The 15981-nt window shown below is 62.3% G+C and carries 14 protein-coding genes; 6 read left to right on the forward strand and 8 right to left on the reverse strand.

Annotated elements, in window-relative coordinates; genetic code table 11:
- From N5D53_RS26550 to N5D53_RS26560, 3 genes are all read left to right on the forward strand, one after another.
- A partial coding sequence (locus N5D53_RS26550) for a BamA/TamA family outer membrane protein (protein WP_279841080.1) occupies positions 1 to 966 on the forward strand: 966 nt, incomplete at its 5' end.
- A 130-nt stretch (positions 967 to 1096) separates the two neighbouring features.
- Positions 1097 to 1480 (forward strand): hypothetical protein, encoded by a 384-nt coding sequence (locus tag N5D53_RS26555; RefSeq protein ID WP_279841082.1) that lies wholly within the window; start codon positions 1097 to 1099, stop codon positions 1478 to 1480.
- Between the two features lie 14 nt (positions 1481 to 1494).
- Positions 1495 to 2460 (forward strand): endonuclease, encoded by a 966-nt coding sequence (locus N5D53_RS26560; protein WP_198748141.1) that lies wholly within the window; start codon positions 1495 to 1497, stop codon positions 2458 to 2460.
- A gap of 42 nt (positions 2461 to 2502) precedes the next feature.
- Here N5D53_RS26560 and N5D53_RS26565 read toward each other — a convergent pair whose 3' ends face one another.
- The 8 genes from N5D53_RS26565 to N5D53_RS26600 form a co-directional block, all read right to left on the reverse strand.
- On the reverse strand, positions 2503 to 3465 hold the full coding sequence (locus N5D53_RS26565) for a D-glycerate dehydrogenase (protein WP_279841084.1): 963 nt from the start codon (positions 3463 to 3465) through the stop codon (positions 2503 to 2505).
- A 10-nt stretch (positions 3466 to 3475) separates the two neighbouring features.
- Positions 3476 to 4768 (reverse strand): MFS transporter, encoded by a 1293-nt coding sequence (locus tag N5D53_RS26570; RefSeq protein WP_010954250.1) that lies wholly within the window; start codon positions 4766 to 4768, stop codon positions 3476 to 3478.
- Positions 4769 to 4823: 55 nt separating this feature from the next.
- Positions 4824 to 5774 carry a sugar kinase gene (locus N5D53_RS26575; protein WP_087535524.1) on the reverse strand — a complete coding sequence of 317 codons (951 nt, stop codon included), beginning with the start codon at positions 5772 to 5774 and terminating at the stop codon, positions 4824 to 4826.
- On the reverse strand, positions 5767 to 6546 hold the full coding sequence (locus tag N5D53_RS26580; protein ID WP_279841088.1) for an AP endonuclease: 780 nt from the start codon (positions 6544 to 6546) through the stop codon (positions 5767 to 5769). The genes N5D53_RS26575 and N5D53_RS26580 overlap by 8 nt, the downstream gene beginning before the upstream one ends.
- A 64-nt stretch (positions 6547 to 6610) precedes the next feature.
- Positions 6611 to 7630 (reverse strand): transcriptional regulator PtxS, encoded by a 1020-nt coding sequence (gene ptxS / locus N5D53_RS26585; RefSeq protein WP_279841089.1) that lies wholly within the window; start codon positions 7628 to 7630, stop codon positions 6611 to 6613.
- Positions 7631 to 7896: 266 nt separating this feature from the next.
- Complete coding sequence (locus N5D53_RS26590; protein WP_279841090.1) at positions 7897 to 9144, reverse strand: cytochrome c; 1248 nt, start codon at positions 9142 to 9144, stop codon at positions 7897 to 7899.
- A 12-nt stretch (positions 9145 to 9156) separates the two neighbouring features.
- Positions 9157 to 10941: a GMC family oxidoreductase gene (locus N5D53_RS26595; RefSeq protein WP_198748138.1), complete on the reverse strand. Its 1785-nt coding sequence runs from the start codon at positions 10939 to 10941 to the stop codon at positions 9157 to 9159.
- 3 nt (positions 10942 to 10944) lie between these two features.
- A complete protein-coding gene (locus tag N5D53_RS26600; RefSeq protein WP_279841092.1) occupies positions 10945 to 11685 on the reverse strand; it encodes a gluconate 2-dehydrogenase subunit 3 family protein in 741 nt (246 codons plus the stop codon).
- A gap of 349 nt (positions 11686 to 12034) precedes the next feature.
- Here N5D53_RS26600 and icmH point away from each other — a divergent pair, with 349 nt between their 5' ends.
- From icmH to N5D53_RS26615, 3 genes are read left to right on the forward strand one after another with little or no spacing between them, the layout of a single operon-like run.
- Positions 12035 to 12883 (forward strand): type IVB secretion system protein IcmH/DotU, encoded by an 849-nt coding sequence (icmH, locus tag N5D53_RS26605; protein ID WP_020190793.1) that lies wholly within the window; start codon positions 12035 to 12037, stop codon positions 12881 to 12883.
- A gap of 13 nt (positions 12884 to 12896) precedes the next feature.
- The gene (gene tssI, locus N5D53_RS26610) at positions 12897 to 15074 is read left to right on the forward strand and encodes a type VI secretion system tip protein TssI/VgrG (RefSeq protein ID WP_279841093.1); all 2178 of its coding nucleotides are present in this window, start codon (positions 12897 to 12899) and stop codon (positions 15072 to 15074) included.
- A complete protein-coding gene (locus N5D53_RS26615; protein WP_121161614.1) occupies positions 15074 to 15952 on the forward strand; it encodes a DUF4123 domain-containing protein in 879 nt (292 codons plus the stop codon). The genes tssI and N5D53_RS26615 overlap by 1 nt, the downstream gene beginning before the upstream one ends.
- Positions 15953 to 15981: the final 29 nt, after the last annotated feature.

The raw sequence follows: 15981 nt of genomic DNA on the forward strand, positions 1-15981 counted from the left end.
AAGTACAACTTCGGCTTCGTCGACCCCTACTTCACCGCCGACGGCGTGAGCCTGGGCTACAACCTGTTCTACAACACCACCGACTACAGCGATTACTACGACGATGGGGTTTCGTACTATGCAATCAACAGCTACGGCGCCGGGGTCAGCTTCGGCTACCCGATCAACGAAACCTCGCGCCTGACCTACGGCCTGACCCTGCAGCACGACGACATTTCGCCCGGCACCTACAGCGCTGACGAGATCTACGATTTCATCTCCCGCGAAGGCAAAAGCTTCAACAACCTCAAGGCGTCGATCGGTTGGTCGGAGTCCACCCTCAACAAAGGCGTACTGGCCACCCGGGGCCACTCGCAGAGCCTGACGCTGATGGCTACCACCCCTGGCAGCGACCTGTCGTTCTACAAGCTCGACTACAACGGCCAGGCTTTCCTGCCGGTCACCAGCAACACCACGCTGCGCCTGCACACCAACCTGGGCTACGGCAACGGCTATGGCTCCACCGACGGCTTGCCGTTCTATGAAAGCTACAACGCCGGTGGGCAGGGCTCGGTACGCGGGTTCAAGGACGGCACCCTCGGCCCGCGCAGCACACCGGCTACCGGGGCCTATTCCAGCGCTGGGCAGGCTTACTATTCCGACCGCGACACCGATGTGCTGGGGGGCAATATCCTGATTACCGGCGGTGCCGAGTACCTGTTCCCGCTGCCCTTCGTGAAGGACCAGAGCCAACTGCGCAGCTCGGTGTTCGTCGATGCCGGCAACGTGTATGCCGACACCTGCTACCTGTCCACCACCCAAGGCTGCGGCAGCGTCGACCTGGCGCAGATGGCTGTGTCGCTGGGGGTTGGCGTGACCTGGTACAGCCCGATGGGGCCGCTGAGTTTCAGCCTGGCGGCGCCATTGAAAAAGCCGGATAACGCCGAAACCCAGGTGTTCCAGTTCTCGTTGGGGCAGACCTTCTGATGCTGCTCATGAAATGAACCGCGCAGCACGGGGGTTGAGCATTACCCGCTTTTACCCCCGCTTTACCCAAGTTGACAGTCACCTTGCCTAAGCTGGCCAGTACTCGAACCCCGCCCAGCAGGACACCCTCATGCCTCCGTTCACACCCTGTTTCCCTACATCACTGCGCGAAAATGAAATACCCGTCGCCCTGCTCGATCTGGTGCAGGAACGCCTGGCCACCCTGCTTGGCCCACGCTTCACGGTGGTACTGGGCGGTAGCGGCAACGACGATGGTGTCAGTCATTACCACCTCGCAATCCAGCACAACCAGAGCGGGGTTTCCCTGGAGGACTACGGTGACGTCGGTGCCGGTTTCGTCGAGCACCTGCTGCGCATGGGCACCCAAGTGCGGGACATGCTCGACTCAGCCACATTCAACCGTATGGGCAGCGACGACCCTGGCCGATCATTGGTATGGCTCCGCGAGCTGGTCAGCCCTGGGGAAACCATTACAATGCCCGGCCCAACCTGAAATATGTTTTCCCCATGAAATCACTGCTTTACGCCGTAACCTTATTATTTTCCTTTACCCTCCCCGCTCTGGCCAACCCGCCGGCCACCTTCACCGAAGCCAAGGTGGTGGCCAAGCAGAAGGTCTACCTGGACCAGGCCAGCAGTGCCATGGGCGACTTGTACTGCGGTTGCAAATGGACCTGGGTGGGCAAGTCTGGCGGGCGCATCGACGCTGCATCGTGTGGCTACAAGACGCGCAAGCAGCAGAACCGCGCCGAACGCACCGAGTGGGAACACATCGTGCCCGCTCACACCTTCGGCAACCAGCGCCAGTGCTGGAAGAACGGCGGCCGTGAGCACTGCGTGGACAACGACCCGGTGTTCCGCGCCATGGAGGCCGACCTGTTCAACCTTTACCCGGCCGTGGGTGAGGTCAACGGTGACCGCAGCAACTTCAACTACGGCATGGTCACTGGCAATGCCGGCGAATACGGCCAATGCACCACCAAGGTCGATTTCGTCCAGCGCACCGCCGAACCGCGTGACGAAGTCAAAGGCCTGGTGGCCCGCACCACGTTCTACATGTTCGACCGCTACAAGCTGAACATGTCGCGCCAACAGCAACAGCTGCTGATGGCCTGGGACAAGCAACACCCGGTGTCGGCCTGGGAGAAAGAACGCGACCGGCGCATTGCCGCGATCATGGGCCATGCCAACCCGTTCGTAAGCGGCGAACGCAAGTGGACTGCCGGCTACAAGCCGGTTGGCAGCGGCGTGGTACAGGCGGTGCCGGTAAACGCGGCCAAGCCAGAGGCCAAACCAAGCCTGGCCAGCGCCGGTTCGGTCGGCGCCGTGCTTGGCAACCGCAACAGCCACGTCTATCACCTGTCAGTCGGCTGCCCGGGCTACAACCAGGTTACAGCGAAGAACCAGGTTACCTTCGCAAACGAAGGTGAAGCGCAGGCAGCGGGGTATCGCAAGGCAGGTAACTGCCGCTGACCGTTTCAAAGGCTGCGCGGCCCCTGTAGGAACCGGGGCGCGTCAGCCGTTGACCAGGTTTACCGGCCGTTCACCGGCCAGCGCGCTGAGCAGGTTGTCCACCGCGCAACGCGCCATGGCCTGGCGGGTGTCCTCGGTCGCCGAGCCGATGTGTGGGGTCGCTACCACGTTATCGAGCTGCAACAGCGGCGAGTCGGTCGGCAGTGGCTCGTGCACGAACACGTCCAGCCCCGCACCGCGGATGCGCCTGGCCCGCAGCGCTTCGATCAGCGCCTGCTCATCCACCACACGCCCGCGTGAGATGTTCACCAGTATTGCGTCAGGCTTCATCAACGCAAGTTCCCGTGCGCCTATCAGGCCTTCGGTGCTGGCACTCAACGGCACCGTCAGGCAAACGAAATCTGCCTGCTGCAACAGCTCATCCAGGCTGCACTGGCATGCGGCATAGCGTGCTTCCACCTCGGGCTTGGCACGCTGGCTGTGATACAGCACGCGCATGCCAAAGCCGGCAGCCGCGCGCCGGGCCAGGGCCTCGCCAATGCGGCCCATGCCGACGATGCCTAGCGTCTTGCCGTGCACATCACTGCCAAAATGCGCCGGCCCCAGGTTGGCCTGCCAACGGCCGTCACGCACCCAGTTCGCCAGCTCCACCACCCGCCTGGCGGTAGCCAGGATCAAGGCAAAGCCTGTGTCGGCCGTGGTTTCGGTCAACACGTCGGGCGTGTTGGTAAGCATCACACCACGCCTGCTGAGTTCAGCAATGTCGTAGTTGTCCACGCCTACCGAAACGCTCGACACCACTTCCAGTTGCGGGGCAAGGTCGAGCAGGCTGGCATCCAGGCGCAGGCTGGCCCCCAGCAACCCGTGCGCCCCCGGTAACGCATCGCGCAGGCGGGCCAGGCCGTCGGGCTGGGTGGTATCCACCCAGGTCACCTCGACGCGATCTTGCAGGCGTGCCATCAAGTCGTCTGACAGGCGTTTATACAGGACGATTCGCTTCTTCATTGCAGGTTTCCTAATGGTTCATGGCCAGACGCGAGCTGTCGCGCTTTGCCCGGCCAGAGGTCTGGGAAGTATTGAGCGCAGCGGTAAGTGCCACTGCCGTCAGCAGCGCACCGCACATGAACAGGTAAGAGGCGCCGGGCCCGCCCGTAGCCCCATTGAGGTAGCCCACCAGCCACGAACCGCCAAACGAGCCCAGCGCCCCCATGCTGTTGATCAGCGCCATGGCGCCGCCTGCGACGTTGGCCGGCAGGATCTCGGGCACGATCGCGAAGAACGGGCCATAAGGGGCGTACATGCAGGCGCCAGCGACCACCAGCAATGCATACGACAGCCAGAAATGCTCGCTGCCCAAGGCGTAGGAACCATAGAACGCCAACGCAGCAATCAGCAGCGGCGGCCAGACGAAGCGCTTGCGCTTTTGCAGGCGGTCGGATGCCCAGGACACGCCCACCATTGCCAGCACTGCCGCCAGGTAAGGCACCGAGGCCAACCAGCCGGCCTGCACGATATCGACATTCGCCGCCTGCTTGAGAATCGACGGCAGCCACAGCACGAAGCCATACACGCCGATGCTCCAGCAGAAGTACTGCAGCGCCAGGATGATCACTTGCGGCGAGCGGAACGCTTCGCGGTAGTTCTTTACAGGCTTGATACCCTGCTGCTCGGCAGCCAGCGCCTGCGCCAGGGCGGCCTTTTCCTGCTCGCTCAGCCAAGCCACCTGGGCCGGGCGGTCATCCACCAGGCGCCACCAGAAGAACGCCCAGATCACGGCGGGCAGGCCTTCGATGATGAACATCCAGCGCCAGTCGTAATGCTTGATCAGGTAACCGGACACCACCGACATCCACAGAATGGTCACCGGGTTGCCCAGCATCAGGAAGGTGTTGGCGCGCGAACGCTCGGCCCGGGTGAACCAATGGCACAGGTACACCAGCATGGCCGGCATGACCGCAGCCTCCACTACCCCGAGCAGGAAGCGGATGCCGATCAGCATGTAGACGTTGCTGACCATGCCGGTAAGCGTGGCAAGGCCGCCCCACAGGATCAGGCAGACGAAGATGAGCTTCTTCACGCTGCGCTTTTCAGCGTAGATGGCGCCGGGCACCTGGAAGAAGAAGTAACCGAGAAAGAACAGCGCACCCAACAACGAAGACAGCACCGGGGTGATGTGCAGGTCTTCGGCCATGCCGGAGGCGGCGGCGAAGCCGTAGTTGGCGCGGTCCAGGTACGCCAGGCTGTAGGTGACGAACACAATCGGGATGATGTACCACCAGCGGCGAGGTGCCAGGCTTTGGCTTTGCATGGTTTGTTTCTCCTGAGCTTGTTGTTTTTGTTGCAACAGGTGATTCGGGGTCGGCTCATGCGCTTCTGCGCAGGTCGTAGGCCTCCAGTTCATGACGCAGCGGCAGCCCTTCCATGTCGCCCCGCGACTGCACGGCACGGCTGCCGCACCAATTGCCGCGCGCTACCGCCTCGGCTACCGGACGGCCCTCCAGTAGCGCGCTGAGCACACCGACGGCAAAGGCATCACCTGCACCGACGGTGTCCACCACGCGGCTGACTGGCACGGGGGCTACCTGCCCTTCGCCCTTGGCGCTGCGGAAGTAGGCGCCAGCGTCGCCCAGCTTGATCACCACCAGTTCCACCCCTTGGTCCAGGTAGAACGCGGCGATATCGGCCGGGGTGTGCTGACCAGTCAGCAACCGCCCCTCTTCCAACCCCGGTAAAACCCAGTCGGCCTTGGCCGCCAGGGCATTGATTTCGCGAACCATGCTGCTTTGATCGGGCCACAGCGAGGGGCGCAGGTTGGGGTCGAACGATATGCTGCGACCGGCTGCGCGCATCCCGTCCAACAGCGCGTGGGACAGCGCCCGACAGCTGTCCGACAGCGCCAGCGGAATACCGGTAGCGTGCACGTGGCGAGCCTGCAGCCAAACGGGGCTCACCATCGCAGGTGACAGCCTGCTGGCCGCCGAACCGCGGCGAAAGTACTCCACTGCCGGGTCACTGCCATCCTCGCTGCGGGCCTTGAGCTGAAAGCCCGTCGGGTAGTTGGCATCCACCTCGACACCGGAACAGTCCAGGCCTTCGCAGCGCAAACTGTCGAGCACGAAACGGCCCAGCGAATCGTCACCAACCCGGCTCAGCCAGCGCACCTTGAAGCCCAGCCGCGCCAGGCCGATCGCCACGTTGCTGTCGGCGCCGGCGATGCGTTTGCCAAACTGCCCGACACCGGCCAGGTCACCGGCTTGCTCGGCGACGAACATGGCCATGGTTTCGCCGAAACACAGCACGTCATGTTCATGCATGGTCCAGCTCCTGCGCCGCGCCCAGTGCAGAAAGGTGGCGCACCTGGGCCCGGGTCAGCGCCAGCAGGTCTTCGCCCACCAGGGGGTACTCGACGGCGCGCACCACGCCCGGCGCGAACTCGGCCATCAGCGCTGCCCACGCTTGCAGGTCCGCGGCTTGCGGCGGTATGGCAACCAGACGGCCATCGGCCCGGCGCTGCACAGCCTTGCAATGCACATAGCGCACCCAACGGCCTAGCTGTCTTGCAGCTTGCGGCGCAGGCTCGCCCTGCCACTGCCAGTTACCGATATCGAACGTCATGCCCACGCGCAGCCCAAGCGGGTCGACACGCTGGAAAAACTGCAGCATCGGTTCGATCCTGCCACCTTGTGCGGTCTGATCGTTTTCCACCAGCAACAGAGGCCCCTGCGCAGGCAGCAGCGACGCCAGGGCCGTCACATCGCAGTGCTCATCGAAGTGCCCCAAGGAAACCTTCAGCGCCACCGCGCCAAGCGCCCGGGCAATTTCCAGCTTCTGCACCAGCAGCGGGTCGGGCACGCCTTGCGCGGTCCACAGTTCAAGGGGGGTGGAGTACAGGCATTCCAGGCGCAGCGCGGCAATGACCCTGCCCAGCGCAGCTGCGTCCGGTGCGCTGGCGAACAATTCTTCGCGCAATTCGACGCGACTGACGCCAGCGGCTGCCAACAGGTCCAGAAACTGCTCCTGCCCACGTTGGCGCACAAAGTCGGCACCGTAGCTGGAGAGACTGATGGAAACGGGGTTCGCTTGCATTGTTCTTGTCCTTATGAAACCGGTTTCATTTTTGATCAACAGCACGCACAAGCCTGCCGTTTTCTTACTGGGGTTGGGTTGAACCGCGGATGATCAGGTTGGCCTTGAAGTCGATGCGCCGGGCTGCGCCGCTGTCGCCGCGCAAGCGACCGAGCAGGCTTTCGAAGGCCGCCACGCCGATACGCTCGGTGGGCTGGGCCAGTGCGGTGATACCTTTGCCGACCAAGGGGTACCAGTCGAGGTCGTCGAGGGCGATCAGCCCGACATCGGCAACCAGGTTGCGCCCGGCCTCGAGCAGCGCCCGGGTGACCGCCAAGGTGGCAACGCCGTTGAAGGTGAAGATGGCTTGCGGACCATGACCACTGTGGGCAAGAAACGAAGCCAGTTGGCCCTGCAACCCGGCGCCGATTTCCAGTACCTGCTGACGCATGCCTGGCCGTCGGCTGATCGACGCGCCGAATGCCTGCACCCGCTCCAGGCGTGAACTGGTGCCATCGAGGGGTTCGCTGACCGCCAGGATGTCGCGGTAGCCCTGGGCTTGCAGGTGGTCCAGGGCCTGCTCGACTGCGTCAGCATTGTCCAGGCCGACAAGGTCTACATTCAGCTCGGGCAATTGGCGGTCGACCAGCACCATGGGGATGTCACGCTGCAGGTTGAGCAGTTCGCCGGGGTGGTGACCAAGCGTGTTCACGATCAGCCCTTCGACGTTGTAGCTCTGCAGGGCCACCAGGTGGTGACGCTCCTGCTCGTCGTCGCGGTTGGTGTTGCACACCACCAGGCTGTAACCATGCTGACGGCAGGCGGTTTCCACGCCGTGCATCACGGCCACTGAATAGGGGTTGAGGATATCGGCCACCAGCATGCCGATCAGTCGCGTCTGGCCGCGCTTTAGGCCGCGAGCCATCTGGTTGGGGCGATAGCCGAGGCGTTCGATGACCTCTTCCAGCCGCTTGGCCGTGGCTTCGGCCAGCAATTGGCGGTCGCCACCGATGTAACGGGAGACGGTGGCTTTGGAAACGCCAGCAATACGCGCCACTTCGCTGATGGTGACCCGTTCGCGGGTATGGGCAGGCGCGTCGGTCATGGGCTTTCCTTATGATTGTTTTAATAGTGATGAAACCGGTTTCAATACAGCAAAAATGCGCGGGTTCGTCAACAGGCCGTTGGTCGGGCACGAAGATAGTAAATGTTAAATCGCATTAAGAATATTTCATAGGTTATTGATAGTTATGAATTTATATCTGTGGGACAGGGCCTACCCTGGAATCTGATTACGTTAGGGGATGGCACGGGCTTCGCCCGTGTTCGCGGGTAAACCCGCTCCTACGGGCGAGGGCGCAGAAATACACGTCAGCGGAGCGACTTCCCATCACCGGCCGTAACGGCACTGCCCTGGTTACCCCAGCTGCTGCGGATGAAATTCACCACCTCGGCAACCTCCTGGTCGCTCAGGCGCCAGCCGAAAGCCGGCATGGTGAAGTTCGACGGCGCAGTGTGCGTTGCCGGTACCGTGCCACCGGCGAGCACCACATGGATCAGCGACGTGGCATCCGCAGTCTGCACCACCGGGTTGCCGGCCAAGGCCGGGAACACGCGGGTGTAGCCCTGCCCGTCGGTGCGGTGGCAGGCCGCGCAGTTGTCGATGTACACCGCCGCCCCAGGCTTGCTGTCGTCACCCTTCCATAGCGCATCGGCTACCTGCTTGTCGTACACATGCGGCTGGTCATCCGGATTACTCGGCGGCAGGGTTTTCAGGTAGCGGGCGATAGCGGTCAAGTCAGCATCACTCATGTGCTGCATGCTGTGCTCGACCACATCGCTCATGCCACCGAACACGGCGCTGCGATCACTGCGCCCAGTCTTGAGAAACTGCACCAACTGCGCTTCGCTCCAGCTGCCCAGGCCGTCTTTGTGATCGCCACGCAGGTTCTTGGCAATCCAGCCTTCCAGCGGTGCGCTGCCGGCCAGAAACTGCTCGCCATCGGCCGCGCTCAGGGCCTTCTCCTGCATGGTCAGCGCCCGCGGCGTATGACAAGCGCCACAATGCCCTAGGCCCTCGACCAGGTACGCACCGCGGTTCACCACAGGGTCAGCTGTCGCCGATGCCTGCCAGGGCTTGGCCTCTGGTGCGAACATGCCGCGCCAGATTGCCAGCGGCCAGCGCATGCTCAGCGGCCAGGGAATGTCAGAGGCCTTGTTCGCCTGCTCGACAGGCGCCACGCCCTTCATGAAATAGGCGTAGAGCGCCTGCATGTCCTGCTCGCTGACCCGCGCATACGACGGGTATGGCATGGCCGGATAGAGCGTACTGCCGTCCTTGCCGATCCCCCTGCGCACGGCCTGGTCGAAGTCTTCGAAGCTGTACCGGCCAATGCCACTGGCCGCCGGGGTGATGTTGGTGGAGTACACCGTGCCAATCGGCGTTTCCATCGGTAACCCGCCGGCAAAGGGTTTGCCGCCTTTGGCGGTATGGCAGGCCACGCAGTCACCGGCGCGGGCCAGGTACTCGCCCAGGCGTACCTGCGCATCGTCATTCGCTACGGCCTGTGCAGCCGCACCGGCGCCCAGAACCAGGGTGGCGATCAACAGTGTCTTCATGCTCATCGCTCCTCAAGCCTGGACCAACGGACCGGGTTTTTTCAGGTACTGCTCACGGATGGCGCGGGCCGACCAGTAGGTAAGCGCGGCCACCAGCCCGGTCGGGTTGTAACCCAGCCCCTGCGGGAACGCCGAAGCCCCCGGAACGAACACGTTGTGTACGTCCCAGCTTTGCAGGTAGCGGTTCAGTGCACTGGTCTTGGGGTCGGTGCCCATGATCGCCCCGCCGTTCAGGTGGGTGGTCTGGTAACTGGTGGTGTTGAAGTGGTCCTTGACCTGCTTGCCCAACACGGCAATGGCCTTGGGGTTCATCGCCTGGGCGATCTTGCTCAGCTTGTCGACCATGAACTGGTTCATCCTGATGTCGTTTTCCTGCCAGTCGAACGTCATGCGCAGCAGCGGCTGACCGTAGGCATCGCGGTAGGTGGGGTCCAGGTCCAGGTAATTGCCACGGTAGGACTGATGTGCGCCGTGGGCGTCCATCGACACCTGGTGGGTGTAGTAGTCGGCCGTGGCTTTCTTCCAGGCACTGCCCCAGGCCGGAGTGCCCGGCGGGTTGGAGGTACCGGCAATCGGCCGGCTGCCGGCCTGGTTCACCCACATTGGCGAACCGCCGACGAAGCCGTGCGGGCCATGGTCGAAGTTGTCGGCGTTGAAATCGTCGATGGCAATGCCATTGCCACCCGCGCCGATGAAGTTGTTGGTGTAGGTGTCCTTGTCGAAGAACGCCTTGACTGTCCCCATGTTCTGATAGGCGAAGTTACGCCCGACCACACCTTCGTTCTTCACCGGATCGTAAGGTTTGCCAATGCCGGAAAGCAGCATCAGACGCACGTTGTTGAACTGGAACGCCGCCAGAATCACCAGCTCTGCCGGCTGCTCCACCTCGCGCCCCTGGGCATCGATGTAGGTCACGCCGGTGGCCTTGCGCTTGCTGTCGTCCAGGTTCACCCGCAGCACATGGGCATTGGGCCGCAACTCGAAGTTGGGCACCTGGCGCAGCGCCGGCAGGATATTCACGTTGGGCGAGGCCTTGGAGTACATGTAACACACGTAGCCGCTGCAGAAACCGCAGAAGTTGCACGGCCCCATCTGCGCCCCGTAGGGGTTGGTGTATGGCCCTGAGGTGTTGGCCGACGGCAGGTTGTAGGGTTTGTAGCCCAGGCTGGTGGCAGCCTTTTCGAACAGCCTTGCCGATACAACGTTCTTCTGCGCGGGCAGCGGGAACGGGTTGGAACGGTCCGGCGCATAGGGGTTGCCGCCCTTCCCTTCACCGACCACCTGGCCTTTGACGGTCCAGGCCTGGCCTGAAGTGCCAAAGACCTTTTCGGCAAAGTCGAAATAGGGCTCCAGCTCTTCGTAACTGACGCCGAAGTCCTGGATGGTCATGCCTTCGGGAATGAACCTGCGCCCGTAGCGCTCTTCATAGTGGCTGCGCAGGCGCAACTCGACGGGGTCGACCCGGAAGTGCACTCCCGACCAGTGCAGGCCCGCGCCCCCCACGCCCTTGCCCGGCAGGAATGCGCCCAGCTGGCGATTGGGCAATGCCACATCATTCACGCTATGGCGGACAGTGACGGTTTCTTTCGATACATCGACGAACAGCTTCTTGCGCACGCTGTAGGTCAGCTCATCGATCACCTGCGGGTAGCTGCCTTCGGGGTAGGTATCCTGCATCGGCCCCCGCTCCAGGGCTACCACGTGCAGCCCGGCCTCGGTCAGCTCTTTGGCCATGATCGCACCGGCCCAGCCGAAGCCGACGATCACCGCATCCACTTTGTTCAACACAGTCGCCATGCCTCAGGCCCTCTCACCACGGATCGATACAGCCGGGAACGGGTAAGGCTCATTGCGCTCGACCCAGTCCATGAAGTCGGCGCGGGCGCCGGGGAAGCCGATCTGAGTCCAGCCGACCATGCCTTTGTTGCCGCCATGAATCGGGTCGCAGAAGAACCCTTCACGCGTGTTTTGCACCAGCAGGCTGAAGAACACCTTGGCCGGAACGGTTTCGAAAACCAGCTCTCCTGCCTCCAACTTGCTGAGAATGCGGTCCCGGGTAGCGCTATCTTGCGCAGCAAAAACCTGTCCGCCATTGGCCTTGCACCAGCCGTCCACGGCAGCGATGCCCAGGCGGTAGATTTGTTGCGGGCTGAGCTGCAGCTGGTAGCCCAGCTCGGGCGGGGCGTCGGCGTTGAACGGCCCTTGCATGTACCACTGTGCGCCAGTCGCGTAGGGGGTATTCATCTGGCGGTCGATGAACTCGGCGGCACCCGCTTCGAGTGCCCCTGGGCCAAGCTCATCGGCCGGGATGATGCGCGACACGGCAGCCTGAACAAAAGCCCACTCTTCGGCGCTGAAGAATGTCGGTCGATAGTCGCCCGCAGGTGGCGTGGCGGGCACGTTCGGTGGCTGTTGCGGGGCCGCAAGCAGCTGGCTGGCGCCTGCGCCAAGCCCCGTGCTGGCCACGGTAACGACAGGGATCAGGGTCAAGGTCTTGCGCAGAAAATCCCTGCGCGGGTTGTCTGGGGCATGCTCAGGCATTGCGAATCCTCATCGGCTGTGGGGCGGCCTTGATAAGCGCCATCTGATTTTCAATTGAGAGGTGATCTTGATAGGCCATCAAGAGACAGCCGAATAATCTAGCGCGTTCAGAAAGGTTTTGAAACCGGTTTCATGCTTTGCCTCCCAACCTGTACAAAACATCATTTTTTTGACAAGAAACACTTAAAAACAACTTTTAGCGAAACTTCTTACAACGCATTAGGAAGTTTCAATCTGTCTCGAAAATTGATACCTCGTTAGTCTTCAAACTTTCGCAAATGCTTGCGCCCCGCCGCATGGAAGTAGGTGCACTGCGAGTGTTTGACCTGCCAAGAGACGAGGATCAAGGATGCCCAAAGAGTCCGAGCGCACTGGCAAACCAGTGCCCGCCCACCAAAAGCCAATCCTGCTTGAAGACACAAATGAAACCCCACGGCCTCCTGGTGGCGCGGGTCCTGAATACGCAACAGACCTGACCAGCTACCCGGCCGACCCGGACTTTCAGCTACGCGGCGGCTACGACAACCTCATGCTCGACGCGGCAAGCCAGCTGTTCGGCCTGGTCATTCGCCTGCGCACACTGGATGACCTGCCCAACATCCAGTTCGTGCACAAGACCGTGCAAACGCAGATCGGTACTATCCGCGAGGAAATGCGACAGCACGGCTATTGCGCGGTCCATCAGGAAGTCTATTCCTACGCCTTGTGCCTGCACCTGGACGAGGCTGTGATGACCCGCCCCTGGGGCCAGAACTCGTGCTGGAGCCACGAACCGCTGCTGAGCATCTTCCACGACGAAACCCAGGGCGGCGAAAAGATCTTCGTGCTGCTCGAGCGCATCATGCAATCGCCAAAGGAATTCCAGGATGTGCTGGAGTTCCTGTACTTCTGCTTTTGCCTGGGCCTGCAAGGCAAATACGCCCTTGACCCCAAGGGCGATGAAATCCTCCGCGCGTTGATCAGCCGGATGCACAAGGTCATTCGCCAACTGCGTGGCCCCACGCCGGAAACAGTGAGCGACCCCTATAGCAACGTCGTCCATTGCCCCCACCGTATGCACCGCTGGCAGTGGCCCTGGTGGACCCCGCTGGTCATCTCGGTCATCGCCATGGTCTGCGCCTACAGCTACTACAGCTACCGCCTCGACCTGCTAACCGCCGAAGTCGTCGAATCGCTCAACGCCATTCTGCAACAGTAACGGGGGACGCCACATGCCCAGCCAATCCGATCTGCGCTTCACTTTCCAGCCGCTGGTTGGCCGTAGCGAGTTTGAGGTGGTGTCGTTCGAACTGGACGAAGCCATCAGCTCCCCGTTCCGGCTGCAGCTGGAGCTGATCAGCTTCGAAGACGATGTCGACTTCGGCCAGCTCCTCGACAAACCGGTGCTGTTCACCCTCTGGCAGGGTGAGCGCCCGTTGCGCTACGTGCACGGCCTGGTCAGCACCTTCAGCCAGGGTGAAACAGGCTTCCATCGCACCCGTTACCGGGCACTGGTCGAGCCCGTGCTGGCCCGCGCCGGGCTGCGCTCGAACTGGCGCATCTTCCAGCAGAAAACCGTGCCGCAGATTCTCGAGATCATGCTCAAGCGCCAGGGCGTGAATGCCTACGAGCTAAAGTGTCTCGACCCGCATCAGGTGCGCGAATTTTGCGTGCAGGCCGGTGAAACAGACCTCGACTTCATAGCCCGCCTGGCCGCCGAGGAAGGCATTGTCTACCGCTTCGAACACACGCCGAAACAGCACTTGCTGGTCATCACTGACCGGCTACTGGCGCTGGGGCAGATCAGCCGGGGGGCCATCAAGACCGATGATGAGGATGAAGGGTTTCACAATGACGACGTGGGCCCCGATCAGGTGTTGTACCGATCCGTTGGAGGCGGCGATCAGGCCAGGCCTTGCCTGCGGCGCTTGCGTTACAGCGAACAGGTTCGAACAGCGCGGCAGGTACAACGGGACTACACCTTCACTCACCCACAATACCGTCAGGAACACCAGGCTTACGACAATAGCAACACCCATCAATCGCTGAACTATGAGCGCTTCGACTACCCCGGCCGATACAAGCGTGATGCGGTCGGGGTTCCGTTCACTGCCACCCGCCTCACGGCCCTGCGCCATGATGCGCGCATTGCCGAAGTGGAAGGCGACGATGTGCGCCTGCAACCGGGGCTGAGCTTCACCCTCATCGAGCACCCGCGTGAAGACCTCAACGTGCACTGGCGCACGGTCAGCGTGCATCACGAAGGCACCCAGTTCACCAGCCTGCAGGAAGAGGCCGCCGACTCGCAGCAAGGCACCCGCTACAAACAGGAAGCATTGCTGGTTCCCGGCAGGACCGAATGGCGCCCTGCCCCCCTGCCCAAGCCACGCATCGACGGCCCGCACATGGCGACGGTGGTCGGGCCCAAGGGCGAGGAAATCTATTGCGACCAATGGGGCCGTGTGAAAGTGAGCTTTCCTTGGGACCGGGAAAGCGAAAACAACGAGTTCAGCTCCTGCTGGGTGCGCGTGTCGCAAGGTTGGGCGGGGGGCAGCTGGGGTTCGATGGCCATCCCGCGCATCGGCCAGGATGTGATCATCCAGTACGTCAACGCCGACCCGGACCAGCCGATGATCACCGGGCGCACCTATTGCGGTAACCAGTTGCCGCCCTATGACCTGCCCGAGCACAAGACGCGCATGACCATCAAGAGCCAGACCCATAAAGGCGAAGGCTTCAACGAGCTGCGCTTCGAGGATGAACTGGGTCGGCAGGAGGTGTTCATTCATGCCGAGCGGGACCAGAACAACATCGTCAAGCACGACGAAACCACACGCGTGGGTAACGATCGTACCGAACGCGTCGAACGAGACGAGACGATTTCGATCGGTCAGGACCGTCGCGAAGACATTGCCCGTGACGAGTCTGTTGGCATCGGCCAGAACCGGGTGCACGAAATCGGCAACGACGACAGCCTGAGCATCGGCCGCAACCACAGGATCACCACAGGCAAGGACCGAATCGAACAGGTAGGGAACCACCGGCAGGACATCACCAAGGCAAACCACACGGTAGAAATCGGCGGCCACCGCGAACAGGTGGTTGCCGGTCACAGCACGTTGCAAACGGGCGAAGCCATCCGGCACACCACCAAGGTTTATGACATCCAGGTCAGCGAAAGCCTGACGATCCGCAGCCCCGCAGGGCTTTTGAGAGTCGACGGCGCCGGTATCACGCTGGACGGCCTGGCGCTGGCCTTCAAAGGGCCTGTCAGCCAGCAGGCTACGGGTAGCAATCGCGTCACTTCAACGTCTGGCGTACCAGCGCCGGGCGAGCCCATTTGCCTCAGCTGCCTACTCAAAGCGATAGCCGACGGCCACACCATCATTCGCATGGAAGGAGCAAGCTGATGCCCAGCCCATTTGTCAGAGCAATGGTCGATGTGCTGCGGGCATCCGATCACTATCGCCTCAGCGCCATCGTGGAAATGGCCAATTTGACACCCGAGGTGCAGGAACAACTGACCGGGCACTACACGGGCCGCTGCTGGCCACTGCTGCAGCAAGCCCAGTTCAGCAACCTGCGGACAGCAGGCCCTTGGTTGTTCGGTTCGCGCCTCGGTTCGGATGTCTCGGCCCAGTACGACTTCCAGTGGCAACTTGAACAAGGTGCTGCTGGCGCCGTGTGCGGCTGGATAGTCAGCGCGCTTCCCGCTGCCCGGCTCGCCGGACACTTGAGCCACGCCAACATCGTCACGGGCACGGACGGCCACTCGTACCTGTTGCGCTTCCACACCGCCGCGGCTCTGCTAGTGCTGGATAGGCACCGTGAGCTGCCTGGGGTAAGCGAATGGCTGGCCCCCATCCATCACTGGTGGGCACCCGTGGCGCACCCGAGCAAGCGGTTGTGGATGCAGATATCCGGGGGTGATCAGCCTCACTCCACGCACTGTCCGCCAATCACGTTGAACGAAGCGTGTTGGGCCGAACTGGCGGGTGACCCGCTGAGCTATCAACTTGCCGAGTTGCTCAAGAACGAGCAGTCCTGCCCGACCTTGCACGCTGCCTGCCACGGCACACGGGTTGGCTTGATTCAGCACTATCTGGATCAGGCGCGCGCGCAAGGCCTGGGGCGTGAAGAAGACCTTATCAGCTATGTGCTGATGCTGGCTCGCGGTGGCGAACAGCTCAGTAGCTCGTCAGCCTGGCAGGAGGCGATTGCCGCCACGCGCGAGCAGCAGACATCCCTGATGGACAACGTGCAGCGCTGCCTGCGCACCAAGGACTGAGGCACAACACAACCATGGACTCACTCAAC

Origin of the sequence: Pseudomonas sp. GD03862 (assembly GCF_029840855.1) — a bacterium.
In the GTDB taxonomy this organism is placed as follows: Bacteria; Pseudomonadota; Gammaproteobacteria; order Pseudomonadales; family Pseudomonadaceae; genus Aquipseudomonas; species Aquipseudomonas alloputida.